Origin of the sequence: Klebsiella sp. DY2415 (assembly GCF_026314315.1) — a bacterium.
In the GTDB taxonomy this organism is placed as follows: domain Bacteria; phylum Pseudomonadota; class Gammaproteobacteria; order Enterobacterales; family Enterobacteriaceae; genus Klebsiella; species Klebsiella ornithinolytica.
Genome location: NZ_CP111115.1, coordinates 5,413,647 through 5,431,804, shown reverse-complemented (window position 1 = coordinate 5,431,804; position 18,158 = coordinate 5,413,647). Strand labels below are relative to the sequence as shown.

Below are 18,158 nucleotides of genomic sequence, written 5' to 3'. Positions count from 1 at the left end.
AATCGGGTTACAGGTTCAGATTGCCAAAAGCGTTATTCCAGTCTTGCTCAAACTTCTCTATGGCTGACTCTACCGCAGGGGTGCCGAGCATTTGTTGCGCTACGTCTAAGGGAAGGGTGATAGCTTCACAGCCGGTCAGCAGGCAATCCAGCGCCTGACGCGGAGTTTTAAAGCTGGCGGCCAGCACTTTGCTCCCCGGCGCGTGCTGTTCCAGCAGGGATTGCAGCTCCTGCACCATGCGAATCCCGTCCCCCCCCTGGGCATCGACGCGGTTGACATAAGGGGCAACATATTTTGCCCCCGCCAGCGCTGCCAGCAGCCCCTGCGCGGCGCTATAGACCGCGGTACCCAGCGTCGGGATGCCTTCTTTCTTCAGTAATTTGATAGCGGCGAGGCCTTCAGCGGTGACCGGGATTTTAACCACGATGCCCGGAACGGCATTACTCAACCGTTTGGCTTCCGCCACCATGCCCTCAGCATCGCGACTCATCGTCTGGGCAAACAGCGTTCCATCGGCTCCAATGGCCTTTTGCAGACGCGGGAGAACATCCCAGATCGGCGTTTTGCCTGCGGCGATAATGCTCGGGTTGGTGGTCACTCCGGCCAGCGGATAGATTCTTGCCAGACGTTCAACTTCTGCTACGTTCGCGGTGTCCAGATAGAGTTCCATAGCCTTTCCTCAATTCAGTGATGTTGAGGTAAGGATACGGCTTCTCCTCGGCGGGTCGCCAGATGACAAATTTGCCAAAAACTGGATAAATGTACGCATTGCGGGTAAGGATGATTTAGATCACATTTTCCAGCTATATCTGGCGAACCTGGGCAGGGCGAGCGTAAAAACGCGATGGCTTACTTACAAAAATCTAGTTTCTGCTTAGCGCGGCTTCTCCGTCAGCTGGCTGTGATACTGGCGGCGATACTCGGAGGGAGAACGCTCGGTATTCTTGCGAAACAGACGGCAGAAATAGTTGCTGTCGACAAAACCACAGGCGTGAGCGACATCTTTGATTTTCATGTCGTGGCCTTTTAACAGCATTCGGGCCTGCTCAAGTCGGATGTGATTCAGATACTCGTTAAACCCCATGGGCCCGCATTTCTGGAACAGATGGGAGAGATAGTTTGGCGAGAGATAAAATTCCTGTGCCACCGATTCGCGGGTTAACGGTTCGGCAAAGCGAGCGTCGATGTATTTGCGGATCGCTTCAAAGAGCGCCTGACTTCGGGAGGCGGTTTGCACCTGGCTACCAAGCAGGTCGGCGCAGTGGCTCAGCAGGCTGATAACGATGTATCTCGCGGTGTGTTGTTCCTGCGGTTGCATCTGCATCTCATTGAGTGCCTGGAGCAGGAAGGAGCCGGTCCGGGGGCCGCGGCGCGGTACCTGAAGCCTCTCCTCAACATTCAACATACTGCCGTTCCAGCGCGTCAGGGTGAGCTCTAACTGCTGCTTGCCAAACACAATGCTCAGAACGGTACAGGGCGACTGCCAACGGGGAGAATGCCATCCGCCGGCGTGAATAAACAGCACGTCATGCCGGGACAGCACGGGCGGATCGGCTTTGATACCGGCATCGTGAAGCTGCCCATCAAGCATGATGTCGAGGCGTGGAAAATCCGCCTTCTGCACGTTACCGGAAGCCGGACGGCTGTCGGTGGCAAATCGGATCTGCCGGATCGTCGCCGGGCTTTTGATTAACGCGTCGATGTGCTGATTGAGGTCGGTATCCATTCTTGCTCCGTAGAAGGCGCCACATTTTTATCATACCGGACAGCGTGGAAAGGGTAAAAGCAGAGGGTAATGAAGGGGAATCGTATTGCAGATTATACATGATATGTTATATCGTAACATAACATTGCAAATGTTAACTCAGGAGAGAGTGATGACCAAAAAGATTTCTGCCCTTGCGCTGGGGGTTGGCATGCTGTTAGCCAGTGCTCAGACCTTTGCTCACGGCCACCATAGCCATGGCCCCGCGTTAACGGAGGCGGAGGTGAAGGCCAGCGAGGGTATTTTTGCCGATGCCGACGTTAAAGATCGGGCGCTGAGCGACTGGGATGGGATCTGGCAGTCGGTGAATCCGTATCTGCTGAAGGGGGATTTGGATCCGGTGCTGGAGCAAAAAGCCAAAAAAGCGGGCGGCAAGAGCGTGGCGGAATATCGGGAATATTATAAGAAAGGGTATGCCACCGATGTGGACCAGATTGGGATCGAAGATAACGTGATGGAGTTCCACGTTGGCAAAACCGTTAATGCCTGTAAATACACCTATTCCGGCTATAAGATCCTGACCTATGCTTCCGGCAAGAAAGGCGTGCGTTACCTGTTCGAATGTCAGCAGGCGGAATCAAAAGCGCCGAAATTTGTTCAGTTCAGCGATCATATTATCGCACCGCGTAAATCACAGCATTTCCATATCTTCATGGGCAATGACTCGCAGGAGGCCCTACTGAAAGAGATGGATAACTGGCCGACGTATTATCCTTATGCTCTGCATAAAGAGCAGATTGTCGACGAAATGCTGCACCATTAATAAAAATCCCCGGCCGCGTGATGCGGACCGGGGAAAGCGTAACCGGATCGGGCGCGATCCGGTTACGCTTTCCCCGGTAAATATCGTCTTACCGGGAACGGCTGATAAATTAGCCCGTGTTGCGCATACCTGCGGCAACGCCCGCGATGGTGACCATCAGCGCTTGTTCGACGCGCGGATCCGGCTCTTTACCTTCTTCTTCCGCCAGACGCGAACGGTGCAGCAGTTCTGCCTGCAGGACGTTCAGCGGGTCGGTATAGATGTTACGCAGCTGGATAGATTCGGCGATCCACGGCAGGTCGGCCATCAGGTGGGAGTCGTTTGCAATATCGAGCACCACTTTGATCCCGTTGGACAGCAGCTCACGCAGCTCCGCGCCCAGTTTCCATAGCTCCGGTTTCACCAGACGCTGATCGTAGTATTCCGCCAGCCACAGGTCAGCCTTCGAGAACACCATTTCCAGCATGCCCAGACGGGTAGAGAAGAACGGCCAGTCGCGACACATGGTTTCCAGCTCGCTCTGCTTGCCATCTTCTACCACTTTTTGCAGCGCGGTACCTGCGCCCAGCCAGGCCGGCAACATCAGGCGGTTCTGGGTCCAGGCGAAAATCCATGGAATAGCGCGCAGGGACTCGACGCCACCGGTGGCGCGACGTTTTGCCGGACGCGAGCCGAGCGGCAGTTTGCCCAGTTCCTGCTCCGGCGTTGCGGAGCGGAAATAAGGGACAAAGTCTTTATTTTCACGCACGTAGCCACGATACATGTCACAAGAGATGTCCGACAGCTCGGCCATGATGTGACGCCATTCCGGTTTGGGTTCCGGCGGCGGCAGCAGGTTGGCCTCCAGGACTGCGCTGGTGTACAGCGACAGACTGCTGATGGTGACTTCCGGCAGACCGTATTTAAAGCGGATCATCTCGCCCTGTTCCGTCACGCGCAGGCCGCCTTTCAGGCTTCCCGGAGGCTGAGAAAGCAGCGCCGCGTGCGCCGGGGCGCCGCCGCGACCGATAGAGCCGCCGCGTCCGTGGAACAGCGTCAGTTCAATACCGGCTTTTTCGCAGGTTTTGATCAACGCATCCTGCGCCTGGTATTGCGCCCAGGACGCGGCCATCACGCCGGCATCTTTCGCCGAATCGGAGTAGCCGATCATGACCATCTGTTTGCCCTGAATAAAGCCGCGATACCAGTCGATGTTCAGCAGCTGGGTCATGACGTCATTGGCGTTGTTCAGATCGTCCAGGGTTTCAAACAGCGGTGCAACCGGCAGAGCAAAGCCGATACCGGACTCTTTCAGCAGCAGGTGAACCGCCAGCACATCGGATGGCGTCTTCGCCATGGAGATCACGTAAGCGGCGATGGATCCGTGCGGCGCTTCGGCGATCACCCGGCAGGTATCGAGCACTTCGCGGGTTTCATTGCTTGGCTCCCACTGACGTGGCAGCAGCGGGCGTTTGGAGTTCAGTTCGCGGATCAGGAAGGCCTGTTTGTCGGCTTCTGACCAGCTTTCGTAATCACCGATGCCGAGATAGCGGGTCATCTCCCCCAGCGCTTCGGTATGGCGGGTGCTTTCCTGACGAATATCGATACGCACGAGCGGTACGCCGAACGATTTCACGCGGCGCAGGGTATCGAGCAGTTCGCCGTTGGCGATAATGCCCATGCCGCAGGACTGTAGCGACTTATAGCAGGCATAAAGCGGTTCCCACAGCTGTTCGTTCTGGGTAATCAGGCCGACAGGTTTCGGCAGCTTCTGTCCTTTCAGGCGAGCTTCCAGCCAGGCCTGGGTTTCCATCAGCTGGGTACGCAGTTTTTTCATCAGATAACGATACGGTTCCTGCGCGCCTTCCGCACCGGCCAGCTCCCGCAGTTCGTCGGTACATTCGACCATCGACAGTTCGGAAATCAGCAGCTGAATATCTTTCAGGAACAGGTCGGTGGCTTTCCAGCGGCTCAGCAGCAGCACCTGACGGGTGATATCGGCGGTCACATTAGGGTTACCGTCGCGGTCACCACCCATCCAGGAGGTGAAGCGCACCGGTACAAAGTCAACCGGCAGCTGATAGTTGAGGTTCTCTTCCAGCTGTTCATTCAGCTCGCGCAGGTAGTTTGGTACCCCTTCCCACAGGCTGTTTTCAACAACGGCAAAACCCCATTTCGCTTCATCAACCGGGGTCGGGCGGTACTTACGGATTTCATCCGTATGCCATGACTGGGCGATCAGCTGGCGCAGACGGCGCATCAGCTGATGGTGTTCGTAATCCGCGATATCTTTATTATCAAGCTGCTTCAGGCAGTTGTTCACTTCCACCATTTTGTGGATCAGCGTACGGCGGGTGATCTCGGTGGGGTGAGCGGTTAACACCAGCTCCAGAGACAGGGACTCCACCGCTTTTTTAATGGTGTCTTCGTTGAGATGAGGTTGGTCTTTGAGTTTTCTCAGGGTGCGGGCAATCACTTCCGGATTGCTGGCCGCTTCGCCGTTTGGCGAAATACTGTGGTACTGCTCCGCCGTATTCGCCAGGTTCAGGAACTGGCTGAAGGCGCGAGCGACCGGCAGCAGCTCGTCGTTGGACAAGTTTTGCAGCGTGGTGAGCAATTCCTGGCGATTGGCTTCATTGCCGGCGCGAGAAGACTTGGACAATTTACGGATAGTTTCGACACGATCAAGAATGTTCTCTCCCAGTGCATCCTTGATGGTATCGCCTAGCACCTTACCGAGCATACTGACATTACTACGCAAAGCGGAATATTGTTCGTTCATGTTACCCCAGACACCCCATCTCATTTTATTTTGTTATACCCGGCACTCTGCAACGTTGAGCGGCGGATAAGCAGCCGTCTTTTATAAAGCCACGTAAAAACCCCCACGTCAATTGTTGCGAAATCGCTTCAGCAAACGAATAAATGGCGGCAATTTGCGAAATTTAACTCAGACGTCGCTTGATAAGCGTTGCTTATGGAAATGTGACCAGAATCACCGTCCCGCCCCAGGAAAAGGGGCGGGATCCGCTGGCTTTTAGTGCCAGCAGAAATGGTGGACAACCTGCGTAATCAGCTCACGGGTCGGCTTGATAAAGCGGGTTTCCAGATATTCATCCGGCTGGTGGGCCTGATTAATAGAGCCTGGACCTAAAACCAGCGTCGGGCAGAGCGTCTGAATAAACGGCGCTTCGGTGCAGTAGTTCACGACTTCAGTTTGTGCGCCGAGTAGCTTTTCAACGACCTGGACCAGCCGGTGGTCCGGTGGGCATTCGTAACCCGGAATCGGCGGATGCAGCTCGGAGACGGTCAGGCGACCCGGCCAGCGTTCGCTAACCGGTGCCAGCGCTTCATCCAGCAGTCCGTTGAGATCGTTGAGCGTCATGCCCGGAAGCGGGCGAATATCCATATGCAGCTCGCAGCAGGCGCAGATTCGGTTTGACGCGTCGCCGCCATGGATAGCCCCGAGGTTGAGCGTCGGATAGGGTACGGTGAAGGCATCGTAGTGATAGCGCTCTTTCAGCGAGTCGCGCAGCTGCATGATGCGACCAATGGCATCGTGCATCAGCTCAATGGCGTTGACGCCGCGCGCCGGATCGCTGGAGTGGCCGGACTGCCCCTGGATACGGATGGCGTTGGACATATGGCCTTTGTGCGCGCGTACCGGCTGCAGAGAGGTTGGTTCGCCGATGATGGCGCAATCCGGGCGTAGCAGGGTCGTTTCGGCAAAGTAACGGGCGCCGGCCATGCTGGTCTCTTCATCGGCGGTAGCCAGGATGTAGAGCGGTTTTTTCAGCTTACTGACATCGACATCGCGCAGGGCATCAAGAATAAAGGCAAAAAAGCCTTTCATGTCGGCGGTGCCGAGGCCGTACAGCTTGTTTTCGTGCTCGGTGAGGGTGAAAGGATCGCGGGTCCAGCGGCCGTCATCAAAGGGAACGGTATCCGTATGGCCGGCGAGAAGCAGGCCGCCAGCGCCGTGGCCGGTACTGGCCAGCATATTGAATTTGTTGCGCGTATCTGGCACCGGCTGCACTTCGACATTGAAGCCGATTTCGCGGAACCAGCCGGCGAGTAAATTGATTAAAGTCTCATTACTTTGATCCAGCGCCTCTTCGGTTGCGCTGATGGAAGGTGTGGCGATCAATGCGCGGTAAATCTCGATAAAGGGTGGTAAATTGTTTTTCATTGTTGACACACCTCGGGTCATGATAGTATCAATATTCATGCAGTATTAGTGAATAAAAATACATTATCGTTGAGCGTAAGAAAACCCATAAAATGTAGGGAAAGTGCTTACGGCTTAACAGGGTGAGGAAGAGAAATGCTTCCTGGACAAATATGACGTAAGAAGGTGAAGAGCCCCGATGTTGAAGACGCTGATTGTGGGTGCCAGCGGTTATGCCGGCGCAGAGCTAGTGACCTATGTAAATCGCCATCCTCATATGACCATAACCGCTTTGACGGTCTCCGCGCAAAGCAATGATGCAGGGAAATCAATTTCCGATTTGCATCCGCAGCTGAAAGGCATTGTGGATTTACCGCTGCAGCCGATGTCAGATATCAGCGAATTTAGCGCCGGGGTGGATGTCGTCTTCCTCGCTACCGCCCATGAAGTGAGCCACGACCTGGCGCCGCAGTTCCTTGCCGCAGGCTGCGTGGTGTTCGACTTATCCGGCGCCTTCCGCGTAAATGACGGTGCGTTCTACGAAAAATATTACGGCTTTACTCATCAGCATCCGGCCCTGCTTGAGCAGGCGGTATATGGCCTGGCAGAGTGGAGCGTCGACAAACTGAAAGAGGCGAATCTGGTCGCCGTACCGGGCTGCTATCCAACGGCGGCTCAGCTGTCGCTGAAGCCGTTGATCGATGCGGACCTGCTGGATCTTACCCAGTGGCCGGTGATCAACGCCACCAGCGGCGTCAGCGGTGCGGGACGTAAAGCGGCCATCGGCAATAGCTTCTGTGAAGTCAGTCTGCAGCCGTATGGCGTGTTCAACCATCGTCACCACCCGGAAATCTCGACCCATCTTGGCGCAGAGGTGATTTTTACGCCTCATCTCGGCAACTTTAAACGTGGGATTCTGGAAACCATTACCTGCCGCCTGAAGCCGGGCGTCAGCAAAGAGCAGGTTGCCGGTGTGTTCCAGCAGGCGTATGCCGATAAGCCATTGGTACGTTTATACGATAAAGGCGTGCCCGCATTGAAAAACGTCGTAGGTCTGCCATTCTGTGATATCGGTTTTGCGGTTCAGGACCAGCATATCATCGTGGTGGCGGCGGAAGATAACCTGCTGAAAGGCGCGGCAGCACAGGCAGTACAGTGCGCGAATATTCGTTTCGGCTTCGCTGAAACGCAGTCTCTTATTTAAGGTGTGATGATGAACCCATTAATTATCAAACTCGGCGGCGTTTTACTCGACAGCGAAGAAGCGCTGGAGCGTCTGTTTACCGCGCTGGTCAATTATCGTGAAACGCATCATCGCCCGCTGGTTATTGTTCACGGCGGCGGCTGTGTGGTGGATGAGCTGATGAAGCAGCTCAACCTGCCGGTGAACAAGAAAAACGGTCTGCGGGTGACGCCTGCGGATCAGATCGACATTATTACCGGTGCGCTGGCGGGAACCGCGAATAAGACGCTGCTGGCATGGGCGAAGAAACACCATATTATGTCCGTTGGCCTGTTCCTTGGCGATGGTGATAGCGTGAAGGTCACTCAGCTTGATGAAGATCTGGGCCACGTTGGCCTGGCGCAGCCGGGATCGCCGGCGCTGATTAACACCCTGCTGGCCGGCGGCTACCTGCCGGTAGTCAGTTCGATCGGCGTGACCGATGAAGGAGAGCTGATGAACGTGAATGCTGACCAGGCGGCCACTGCGCTGGCGGCGACCCTCGGCGCGGATCTGATTCTGCTTTCCGATGTCAGCGGTATTCTCGATGGTAAAGGCCAGCGCATCGCGGAGATGACCGCGGCGAAGGCGGAGCAGCTGATCGAACAAGGCATTATCACTGACGGCATGATCGTCAAGGTGAATGCCGCGCTGGATGCGGCGCGCGCGCTGGGACGCCCGGTGGATATCGCCTCCTGGCGTCACGCGGAACAGCTGCCGGCATTATTTAATGGCACGCCTATCGGCACGCGTATTCTGGCTTAATATTTCATGCCCGGCGGCGTATTGCTGGCCGGGCCTACAAGACTGTAGGTCGGGTTAGCGAAGCGTCACCCGGCAGAACTAAACGAATTTAAGGAAAATGGTTATGGCACTTTGGGGCGGGCGTTTTACTCAGGCAGCAGATCAGCGGTTCAAGCAGTTCAACGACTCTTTGCGCTTCGACTATCGCCTGGCGGAGCAGGATATCGTTGGCTCTGTTGCCTGGTCTAAAGCGCTGGTGACGGTGGGCGTTCTGAGTGCCGCTGAGCAGCAGCAGCTGGAAGAGGCGCTCAGCGTGCTGCTGGAAGAGGTGCGGGCGAATCCGCAGCAAATTCTTGCAAGCGATGCGGAAGATATCCACAGCTGGGTGGAAGGTAAACTGATCGACAAAGTGGGCCAGCTGGGTAAAAAATTGCATACCGGGCGGAGCCGTAACGATCAGGTCGCAACCGACCTGAAGCTGTGGTGTAAAGATACCGTTGCGGAGCTACTCTCTGCGAACCGCCAGCTGCAAAGCGCGCTGGTGGATACGGCGCAGAACAACCAGGATGCCGTTATGCCGGGTTATACCCACCTGCAGCGTGCGCAGCCGGTGACGTTCGCCCACTGGTGCCTGGCCTACGTTGAGATGCTGGCGCGGGATGAAAGCCGCCTGCAGGATACCCTTAAGCGTCTGGACGTCAGCCCTCTGGGCTGCGGTGCGCTGGCGGGTACCGCCTATGATATCGATCGCGAGCAGCTGGCTGACTGGCTGGGTTTTGCTTCGGCGACCCGCAATAGCCTGGACAGCGTTTCTGACCGTGACCACGTACTGGAGCTGCTCTCCGATGCGTCGATTGGCATGGTTCACCTGTCACGTTTCGCCGAAGATCTGATTTTCTTTAATACGGGCGAAGCCGGTTTTATTGAATTATCCGATCGCGTTACCTCCGGTTCCTCGCTGATGCCACAGAAAAAGAATCCGGATGCGCTCGAACTTATCCGCGGAAAATGTGGCCGTGTTCAGGGTGCCCTGACCGGAATGATGATGACTCTGAAAGGTCTGCCGCTGGCCTACAATAAAGATATGCAGGAAGACAAAGAAGGGCTGTTCGACGCGCTCGATACCTGGCTTGACTGCCTGCATATGGCGACGCTGGTGCTGGATGGTATTCAGGTCAAGCGTCCGCGTTGTGAAGAGGCGGCGCAGCAGGGCTACGCAAATGCGACCGAACTGGCGGATTATCTGGTTGCGAAAGGCGTACCGTTCCGTGAAGCGCACCATATCGTCGGGGAAGCGGTTGTTGAAGCGATCGCCCAGGGCAAACCGCTGGAAGATCTGGCGCTGGCCGACCTGCAGAAGTTTAGCAGCGTGATTGCCGACGATGTCTATCCGATTCTGTCGCTGCAGTCTTGTCTGGATAAGCGCTCGGCAAAAGGCGGCGTCTCGCCGAAGCAGGTTGCCCAGGCGATTGCTGACGCGAAACAGCGTCTGGTGTAAATCCTCGCCGCTCCTGAATGATTCTAGTGGGATGAGTGAGAAAAGAGGCTCGGGCTATGTCCGGGCTTTTTTATGCAAAAAAAAAGCGGACACAAGGTCCGCAAAAGTTCACGTTGGCTTTAGTTATCTGGTCAGGGAATATGCTGAGGCAATGTCGTGATTTTCTGACTTTTGCCTCGTTTCTGGGTTTATTATTGAACAGAAAACTTGATAGGGATAATCGTTCGTTGCTATGCTATCTATCGCCATGAACTATCATGGCGACGGAGGATGAATAATGAATATTCGCGATCTTGAATACCTGGTTGCGCTAGCCGAGCACCGCCACTTCCGGCGCGCGGCGGACTCCTGCCACGTCAGCCAACCCACGCTTAGCGGACAAATTCGCAAGCTGGAGGATGAACTTGGGGTCATGTTGCTGGAGCGCACCAGCCGTAAGGTTCTGTTTACCCAGGCCGGACTGTTGCTGGTGGATCAGGCGCGTACCGTGTTACGCGAAGTCAAAGTGCTCAAGGAAATGGCAAGTCAACAGGGTGAAACCATGTCCGGGCCGCTGCATATTGGCCTGATTCCGACCATTGGCCCTTACCTGTTGCCACAAATCATACCGATGCTGCACCAGACGTTTCCCAAGCTGGAAATGTACCTGCATGAAGCCCAAACGCATCAGCTGCTGGCCCAGCTGGACAGCGGCAAGCTGGACTGCGCGATCCTCGCGCTGGTGAAAGAGAGCGAGGCCTTTATCGAGGTGCCGCTGTTTGACGAGCCGATGATGCTGGCAATCTACGAAGATCACCCGTGGGCAAATCGCGATCGCGTGCCGATGTCCGATTTGGCCGGGGAGAAGCTGCTGATGCTGGAAGATGGCCACTGCCTGCGCGATCAGGCGATGGGGTTCTGTTTTGAGGCCGGTGCGGATGAAGATACGCATTTCCGCGCGACCAGTCTCGAAACGCTGCGTAACATGGTGGCCGCAGGCAGCGGGATCACGCTGCTGCCGGCGTTAGCGGTGCCGCAGGAGAGAAAACGCGATGGCGTGGTCTATATTCCGTGCATTAAGCCGGAACCGAGACGAACGATCGGGTTGGTTTACCGCCCCGGTTCCCCGCTGCGCAGCCGCTACGAACATCTGGCGGAGGCCATCCGCAGCACCATGGATGGCCATTTCGACAAAGCGTTAAAACAGGCGGTTTAAGCCGTTTAGCGCGGCAACCCGATAGGCTTCCGCCATGGTCGGGTAGTTAAAGGTGGTGTTGACGAAGTACTCAATGGTGTTGCCACCACCTTTTTGCTCCATAATCGCCTGGCCGATATGAATAATCTCGGCCGCGCGCTCGCCAAAGCAATGAATCCCAAGGATCTCTTTCGTTTCCCGATGGAACAGGATCTTCAGCGTGCCCACGCTCATGCCGACGATTTGCGCCCGTGCCAGATGTTTAAACTGCGCGCGGCCCACTTCGTACGGTACCTTCATGGCGGTCAGCTGCTGCTCGGTTTTACCGACGGAGCTGATTTCCGGGATGGTATAGATACCGGTGGGGATATCCTCGATCAGATGGGCAGAAGCCTCACCTTTAATCAGCGCCTGCGCGGCGATGCGACCCTGATCGTAAGCGGCTGATGCCAGACTTGGATAACCGATGACGTCGCCTACGGCATAGATATGCGGCAGCGCGGTCTGATACATGCTGTTGACCTTGAGCTGACCGCGGCTATCGGTTTTCAGACCAATATTTTCCAGTGCCAGGGAATCGGTGTTACCGGTACGCCCGTTGGCGTACAGCAGGCAATCTGCTTTTAGTTTTTTACCCGATTTCAAATGCATGATCACGCCGTCATCAACGCCTTCAATCTTCTCGTACTCTTCGTTGTGGCGAATAACCACACCGCTGTTCCAGAAGTGGTAGGAGAGGGAGTCGGACATCTCCTGATCGAGGAATGCCAGCAGACGATCGCGGGTATTTATCAGGTCCACTTTGACTTCCATACCGCGGAAAATGGACGCGTACTCACAGCCAATCACCCCGGCACCATAGATAATGACGTGGCGGGGCTCGTGCTGCAGGCTGAGAATAGAATCGCTGTCGTAAAGGCGCGGGTGGGAAAAGTCGACATCAGCCGGATGATACGGACGGGAGCCGCAGGCGATGACGAATTTCTCCGCGGTGATCGTTTCGACGGTGCCGTCGTGACATTCCAGGGCGAGCGTGTGTTCATCAACAAAGTGCGCGTTGCCCTGCAATATTTCGCAGTGGTTGCGCTCATAGAAACCCTGACGCATATGGGTCTGCTGGTTAATGACGCTGTCGGCATGGTTAAGAATGTCGGCGAAGGAAGAACGAAGAAGACGGGAATGGTCGCTGTAGAGAGGGTTTTGGTTAAACTCGATAATACGACTGACGGCATGGCGGAGGGCTTTCGACGGGATGGTACCCCAGTGGGTACAGCCGCCGCCGACGTTATGATAGCGCTCAATAACGGCGACACGCGCTCCCTGTTTAACCAGTCCCATCGCAGCACCTTCACCGCCAGGGCCGGAACCAATCACTATTGCATCATAATCCCAAGAGTGTGACATGGCATTACTCACCTGTTTTATACATAAAATAAACACGATGATAACATTCGCCGGGCTTTAACCCAATTATCGTTGTGCTTTTTTGCGGCATAAAAGCAGATTCGGCTCGTAAACAATCATTCACAAACCTGGCTAAACCGATTAGTTTTAATCTCTGGTATAGTGCCAACAGGTCTATTGGAAGGATTCAGACATCGTGATGGGCGTAAGAGCGCTACAAAAAGAGAAAACCCGACGTTCGCTGGTCGAGGCCGCATTCAGCCAGCTGAGCGCTGAGCGGAGTTTCGCCAGCTTGAGTTTGCGCGAAGTTGCGCGCGAGGCGGGGATTGCACCAACGTCCTTTTATCGCCATTTTCGCGATGTTGACGAACTCGGTCTGACGATGGTCGACGAGAGCGGGCTCATGCTACGTCAGCTGATGCGTCAGGCGCGGCAGCGTATCGCCAAAGGCGGCAGCGTGATTCGCACCTCTGTCTCCACATTCATGGAATTTATAGGTAATAACCCAAACGCTTTCCGTCTGTTGTTGCGGGAACGTTCTGGCACATCCGCGGCGTTTCGTGCCGCCGTGGCGCGTGAAATTCAACATTTCATCGCGGAACTTGCCGATTATTTAGAAATCGAAAACCATATGCCGCGCGCCTTTACCGAAGCGCAGGCTGAAGCTATGGTCACTATCGTTTTCAGCGCGGGCGCTGAGGCGCTGGACGTCAGTCCTGAACAGCGTCGGCAGCTGGAAGAGCGACTGGTACTGCAGCTCAGAATGATCTCGAAAGGCGCGTATTACTGGTATCGCCGCGAACAAGAAAAAATGTCAAATCATTCCGAATAACGTGAAGGACGAGCAATGAAACACTCAGTTCAAGATAAAGGTACGCTGCTGCTGGCGCTGATCGCTGGTTTATCCATTAATGGAACCTTCGCCGCGCTGTTCAGCTCGATTGTTCCCTTTTCCATCTTCCCGGTTCTGTCTTTGCTGCTGACAGTTTACTGTCTGCATCAGCGCTACCAGAACCGCAGTATGCCCGTGGGGCTGCCAGGCCTGGCGGCGGCCTGCTTTATTCTCGGCGTTCTGCTGTATAGCACCGTGGTACGCGCGGAATATCCGGACATCGGCTCCAATTTCTTCCCGGCCGTGCTGTCGGTGATTACCGTGTTCTGGATCGGCTACCGGATTCGTAACCGGAAGGATGCGGCGGCAGAGTAACCGCTTAACGCCAGAACCCGGCAAGTATCGTGGGGCCGGGTTCTGTAAAAATCGCCTACTTGCGGGTTAATAAGACGCCGCACTCCATATGATGGGTGTACGGGAACTGATCGAACAGCGCCAGACGCGTGACGTCATGGGTCTGGCTTAAGGTTTCCAGATTCTGGCACAGGGTCTCCGGATTACAGGAGATGTACAGAATACGCGGGTACGCCTGCACCATCTTCTCGGTTTCACTATCCAGCCCGCTGCGCGGCGGATCGACAAAAATCGTCTCACACTGATAGCTTTTCAGGTCAATACCTTGCAGACGATTAAACTCCCGGACACCGTTCATGGCCTGCGTAAACTCTTCCGCCGACATACGGATAATCTGCACGTTATCAATATGGTTAGCCGCAATGTTGTACTGCGCTGCCGCGACCGACGGTTTGGCGATTTCCGTTGCCAGTACGCGATCGAAGTTGCGCGCCAGGGCCAGCGAGAAGTTACCATTGCCGCAGTACAGTTCCAGTAAATCTCCCGTCGCCTCTTTGGTGGCGTCCAGCGCCCACTCCAGCATCTGGATATTCATGGCGGCATTCGGCTGAGTGAAGCTGTTTTCTACCTGGCGATAGATCATTTCGCGACCGGCAACCGGCAGACGCTCATCGATGTAATCTTGATCGAGCTCGATTTTGGTTTTGGTGGCCCGGCCAATCAGATGCACGTTGAGGTTTTTCGCGCGCAGCGCATCGCGCAGGATCTCGGCCTGCTGGCGCCACTCATCGTCGAGTTTTTTGTGGTACAGCAGCGATACCACGGCCTGGTTGCTCAGGGTCGTCAGATAATCGACCTGGAACAGTTTATGGCGCAGAACCGGGTTATCGCGCACGCCGTCAAGAATCTCGACCATCAGTTGATTGATGAGCTCACTTGCCGCCGGGAAGCTATCGACGCGAATCCGGGATTTCGTCTGCTGATCGAACATGATGTGGTACAGGTCGTCACCGTCATGCCACAGGCGGAATTCAGCACGCATACGATAATGACTTACCGGCGAACGAAACACCTCCGGAACCGGCGCGGCAAAAGGCACCATCATTTTTTGCAGACGGACGACTTTTTCTGCCAGCTGCGCTTCATATTGTTCGGTCGGAAGGTGTTCTGGGGTCATGATGCATCCTGAATAAAATAAGTACGCGGGGATTGTAGGGAAAGCGTAGGGGATGTCCAGCCCGGAGAAGGGATCAAATATAATTATAGAAGTCTGGACATCTATATGTTTCTAATTATAGCATTGTGTAACCGGTCCTGTGAGTTAAAAGGGAACCCAGTGCAAATCTGGGGCTGACGCGCAGCGGTAAGGAAGGTGGGATGAACGCATTATGCAGACACTGCCGATGTCAGGTGGGAAGTCCTCATCCATAACACGCCCCAAGCCCGAAGACCTGCCGGAATACGTCGCATTTGGTTTCTATCATCGCGTGCTACTGATGAAACCAGCGGCATCCTTTATATGTTACGGATGCTTTTACAATGATTAAAAAAGCTTCGCTGATGACGGCTCTCTCCGTCACGGCATTTTCCGGCTGGGCGCAAGACAGCAATTCAGATACGTTAGTGGTGACAGCAAATCGTTTTCAACAGCCGGTCAACACGGTTCTTGCACCGACCGACGTAGTTACCCGGGAAGATATCGATCGCTGGCAGGCGAAGGATTTGAATGACGTTATGCGTCGACTGCCTGGGGTGGATATTGCCCAGAATGGGGGGATGGGACAGAGCTCTTCTTTATTTGTCCGCGGGACCGAGGCCAAACAGGTTCTGGTGCTGATCGATGGCGTTCCCATGCCGCGCCCCGGTATTACAAACAACCCTGACCTCAATCAAATACCGCTTTCTCTGGTACAACGCGTGGAATACATCCGCGGCCCGCGTTCGGCTATTTATGGTTCCGGTGCGATGGGTGGCGTAATTAACGTCATCACCCATTCTGATAAAGAAGAATCTAAGGTCACCGCAGGCGTCGGTTCTGAAGGCTATCAGCAATACGACGGCACGCTTCGCCATCGTTTCGGTGATACGGTGGCGACGGTCGCCGGTTCCTATGAGGGCAACAAGGGCTTTAACGTTCAGCCTGACTCGAGCTGGTCTCACGATCAGGATCGCGATGGTTTCCGCAGCAAAGCGTTCTGGGGCGGTCTTGAACATAAATTTAACGATAATCTGAATGGCTTCTTCCGCGGGCGTAGCTATACCAATAATAGCGATTACGATCTGGGGAGCCCGCCATACAGCCCTGCCTACAGTGCAGATGAAGAGCAGCTCTATAACCAGAGCTGGGACGCGGGCCTGGCATTCAGCTCCGGGATCTACTCTTCACAACTGATTGCCAGCTATCAGAAGGTCAAAGACTACAACTACAGCAGCATATACGGCCGGTACAATGATGGTACGACGCTCGATCGGATGACTCAGCGTAACCTGCAGTGGGGCAATAACGTTATTGTTGGCCACGGTTCGGTGAGCGCCGGCGTCGACTGGCAACAGCAGCGGCTGACCTCGTCGGATACGGTCATATCGGATACCTACAAGCGTGATAACACCGGCCTGTATCTGACCGGTCAGCAGCAGTTTGGCGATGTGACGCTTGAAGCGTCCGGTCGCGAAGATCATGACGAGCAGTTTGGCTGGCACGGGACCTGGCAGACCACCGCCGGTTGGGAGTTTGTGGAAAACTATCGCGTGACCCTCGGCTATGGTACCGGCTTCCTCGCGCCTTCACTGGGACAGCAGTTTGGTTCGACCCGTTTTGGTATCAGTTCAAATCCGAACCTGAAACCTGAAGAGTCCCAACAATGGGAAGCCGGACTTGACGGTCTCACCGGCCCGCTGGACTGGCGCCTGTCTGCGTATCACTACAAGATCACCAATCTGATTACCTATTACTCGGATCCTGTCACCTATGAAGGCGAGTATGACAATATCAATGCCGCAACCATTAAAGGTGTTGAGTGGACCGGTAATATCGACACCGGCATTTTCAGCCACCGCGTCACGTTGCAGTACGTCGACCCGCGTAATGATGACAATGGTGAAGTCCTGGCCAGACGCTCTAAGCGACAGGCGAAGTACCAGGTGGACTGGACGATGTTCAACGTCGATATGGATGTATCGTGGCAGTATTACGGTAAACGCTACGATAACAACACGTCTCAGTACAATAATACGCAGCGCATTTTGCCAAGCTACAGCACGCTTGATGTATCTGCCGCGTATCCGATCACCGATCGCCTGACAGTTCGTGGTAAAATAGCTAACCTGTTCGATAAAGATTACGAGACAGCTTATGGCTACCAAACTGCAGGACGAGAATACTACTTGTCTGGCAGCTACACCTTCTGATCCACGTCCCACCGTGCTGGTGTTTGACTCCGGCGTCGGTGGGTTGTCGGTTTATCATGAGATTCGGCAACTGCTGCCGAATCTGCATTACATCTACGCTTTCGATAACGTGGCTTTTCCTTACGGGGAGAAGAGTGAAGAATTCATCGTTGAACGCGTGCTCGAAATCGTCACTGCCGTTCAACAACGTTATCCGCTGGCGCTGGCCGTCATTGCCTGTAACACCGCCAGCACAGTCTCTCTTCCCGCCCTTCGTGAAAAATTCGCCTTTCCTGTTGTGGGCGTCGTCCCGGCGATTAAGCCTGCGGCCCGCTTGACGGCGAATGGCGTCGTCGGCCTGCTGGCGACGCGCGGTACGGTCAAACGCCCCTATACGCGTGAGCTGATCAGCCGCTTTGCGAATGAATGCAAAATAGAGATGCTGGGCTCCGCGGAGCTGGTCGAGCTGGCGGAAGCGAAGCTGCACGGCGAACCGGTCCCGCTGGAGGAGTTGCGGCGTATTCTGCGCCCATGGCTGCGAATGGCGGAGCCGCCTGATACGGTGGTGCTGGGCTGCACGCATTTTCCTCTTTTACAGGAAGAGCTGCAGCAGGTGCTGCCGGAAGGTACCCGGATGATTGATTCCGGTGCTGCGATTGCTCGTCGTACCGTCTGGCTGCTGGAACATGAGGCGCCAGATGCGAAATCCAGTGACCCGAATATGGCTTATTGCATGGCGCTGACGGCAGAAACTGAACAACTTTTACCCGTTTTACAGCGTTACGGCTTTGAGAAGCTCGAAAAACTGCCACTTTAATGGCGTTTTGCACAAAAAAGAGACGGTTGAAAAGTTTTTTTAAAACAGGGC

The 18,158-nt window shown here is 55.0% G+C and carries 15 protein-coding genes and 1 riboswitch; of the genes, 9 read left to right on the top strand and 6 right to left on the bottom strand.

The features are described 5' to 3' along the window. Window positions 1–7: 7 nt before the first annotated feature. Window positions 8–670: a fructose-6-phosphate aldolase gene (gene fsa, locus OQV00_RS25690; RefSeq protein ID WP_004869426.1), complete on the bottom strand. Its 663-nt coding sequence runs from the start codon at window positions 668–670 to the stop codon at window positions 8–10. A gap of 204 nt (window positions 671–874) precedes the next feature. Next, a complete protein-coding gene (locus tag OQV00_RS25685; protein WP_004869432.1) occupies window positions 875–1,726 on the bottom strand; it encodes a helix-turn-helix transcriptional regulator in 852 nt (283 codons plus the stop codon). Window positions 1,727–1,877: 151 nt separating this feature from the next. On the opposite strand from OQV00_RS25685, the gene zinT reads away from it, so the two are divergent. Further along, a complete protein-coding gene (gene zinT / locus OQV00_RS25680) occupies window positions 1,878–2,528 on the top strand; it encodes a metal-binding protein ZinT (protein WP_015585425.1) in 651 nt (216 codons plus the stop codon). Between the two features lie 109 nt (window positions 2,529–2,637). Here zinT and ppc read toward each other — a convergent pair whose 3' ends face one another. Both ppc and argE read right to left on the bottom strand, forming a co-directional pair. After that, window positions 2,638–5,289, bottom strand: a complete 2,652-nt coding sequence (gene ppc / locus OQV00_RS25675; RefSeq protein ID WP_004869440.1) for a phosphoenolpyruvate carboxylase — start codon at window positions 5,287–5,289, stop codon at window positions 2,638–2,640. Window positions 5,290–5,544: 255 nt separating this feature from the next. Continuing rightward, window positions 5,545–6,696, bottom strand: a complete 1,152-nt coding sequence (gene argE / locus OQV00_RS25670; protein WP_004869442.1) for an acetylornithine deacetylase — start codon at window positions 6,694–6,696, stop codon at window positions 5,545–5,547. 178 nt (window positions 6,697–6,874) lie between these two features. Between argE and argC the strand changes: the two genes are divergently transcribed. The 4 genes from argC to oxyR all read left to right on the top strand — a co-directional run bounded on the left by argC (window position 6,875) and on the right by oxyR (window position 11,334). Further along, window positions 6,875–7,879, top strand: a complete 1,005-nt coding sequence (argC, locus tag OQV00_RS25665) for an N-acetyl-gamma-glutamyl-phosphate reductase (RefSeq protein ID WP_004869444.1) — start codon at window positions 6,875–6,877, stop codon at window positions 7,877–7,879. Window positions 7,880–7,885: 6 nt separating this feature from the next. Beyond that, window positions 7,886–8,662, top strand: coding sequence for an acetylglutamate kinase (gene argB / locus OQV00_RS25660; protein WP_088402725.1), 777 nt, complete (start codon window positions 7,886–7,888; stop codon window positions 8,660–8,662). Between the two features lie 103 nt (window positions 8,663–8,765). Continuing rightward, window positions 8,766–10,139: an argininosuccinate lyase gene (argH, locus tag OQV00_RS25655; protein WP_015585423.1), complete on the top strand. Its 1,374-nt coding sequence runs from the start codon at window positions 8,766–8,768 to the stop codon at window positions 10,137–10,139. Window positions 10,140–10,416: 277 nt separating this feature from the next. After that, a complete protein-coding gene (oxyR, locus tag OQV00_RS25650) occupies window positions 10,417–11,334 on the top strand; it encodes a DNA-binding transcriptional regulator OxyR (protein ID WP_004869452.1) in 918 nt (305 codons plus the stop codon). Here oxyR and sthA read toward each other — a convergent pair. After that, on the bottom strand, window positions 11,317–12,717 hold the full coding sequence (gene sthA, locus OQV00_RS25645) for a Si-specific NAD(P)(+) transhydrogenase (RefSeq protein WP_004869456.1): 1,401 nt from the start codon (window positions 12,715–12,717) through the stop codon (window positions 11,317–11,319). The genes oxyR and sthA overlap by 18 nt on opposite strands. A gap of 196 nt (window positions 12,718–12,913) precedes the next feature. Here sthA and fabR point away from each other — a divergent pair, with 196 nt between their 5' ends. Continuing rightward, window positions 12,914–13,549 carry an HTH-type transcriptional repressor FabR gene (gene fabR, locus OQV00_RS25640; RefSeq protein WP_004869459.1) on the top strand — a complete coding sequence of 212 codons (636 nt, stop codon included), beginning with the start codon at window positions 12,914–12,916 and terminating at the stop codon, window positions 13,547–13,549. 15 nt (window positions 13,550–13,564) lie between these two features. After that, window positions 13,565–13,924, top strand: a complete 360-nt coding sequence (locus tag OQV00_RS25635; protein ID WP_004869462.1) for a YijD family membrane protein — start codon at window positions 13,565–13,567, stop codon at window positions 13,922–13,924. Window positions 13,925–13,979: 55 nt separating this feature from the next. Here the strand turns inward: OQV00_RS25635 and trmA are convergent, their stop codons facing one another. Beyond that, window positions 13,980–15,080, bottom strand: coding sequence for a tRNA (uridine(54)-C5)-methyltransferase TrmA (trmA, locus tag OQV00_RS25630; protein WP_015585422.1), 1,101 nt, complete (start codon window positions 15,078–15,080; stop codon window positions 13,980–13,982). Between the two features lie 115 nt (window positions 15,081–15,195). Further along, window positions 15,196–15,375, top strand: a riboswitch (cobalamin riboswitch). A gap of 67 nt (window positions 15,376–15,442) precedes the next feature. On the opposite strand from trmA, the gene btuB reads away from it, so the two are divergent. After that, window positions 15,443–17,311: a TonB-dependent vitamin B12 receptor BtuB gene (gene btuB, locus OQV00_RS25625; protein ID WP_004869468.1), complete on the top strand. Its 1,869-nt coding sequence runs from the start codon at window positions 15,443–15,445 to the stop codon at window positions 17,309–17,311. Next, the gene (murI, locus tag OQV00_RS25620) at window positions 17,256–18,107 is read left to right on the top strand and encodes a glutamate racemase (protein ID WP_004869471.1); all 852 of its coding nucleotides are present in this window, start codon (window positions 17,256–17,258) and stop codon (window positions 18,105–18,107) included. Before btuB ends, murI begins: the two co-directional genes overlap by 56 nt. Window positions 18,108–18,158 lie beyond the last annotated feature (51 nt).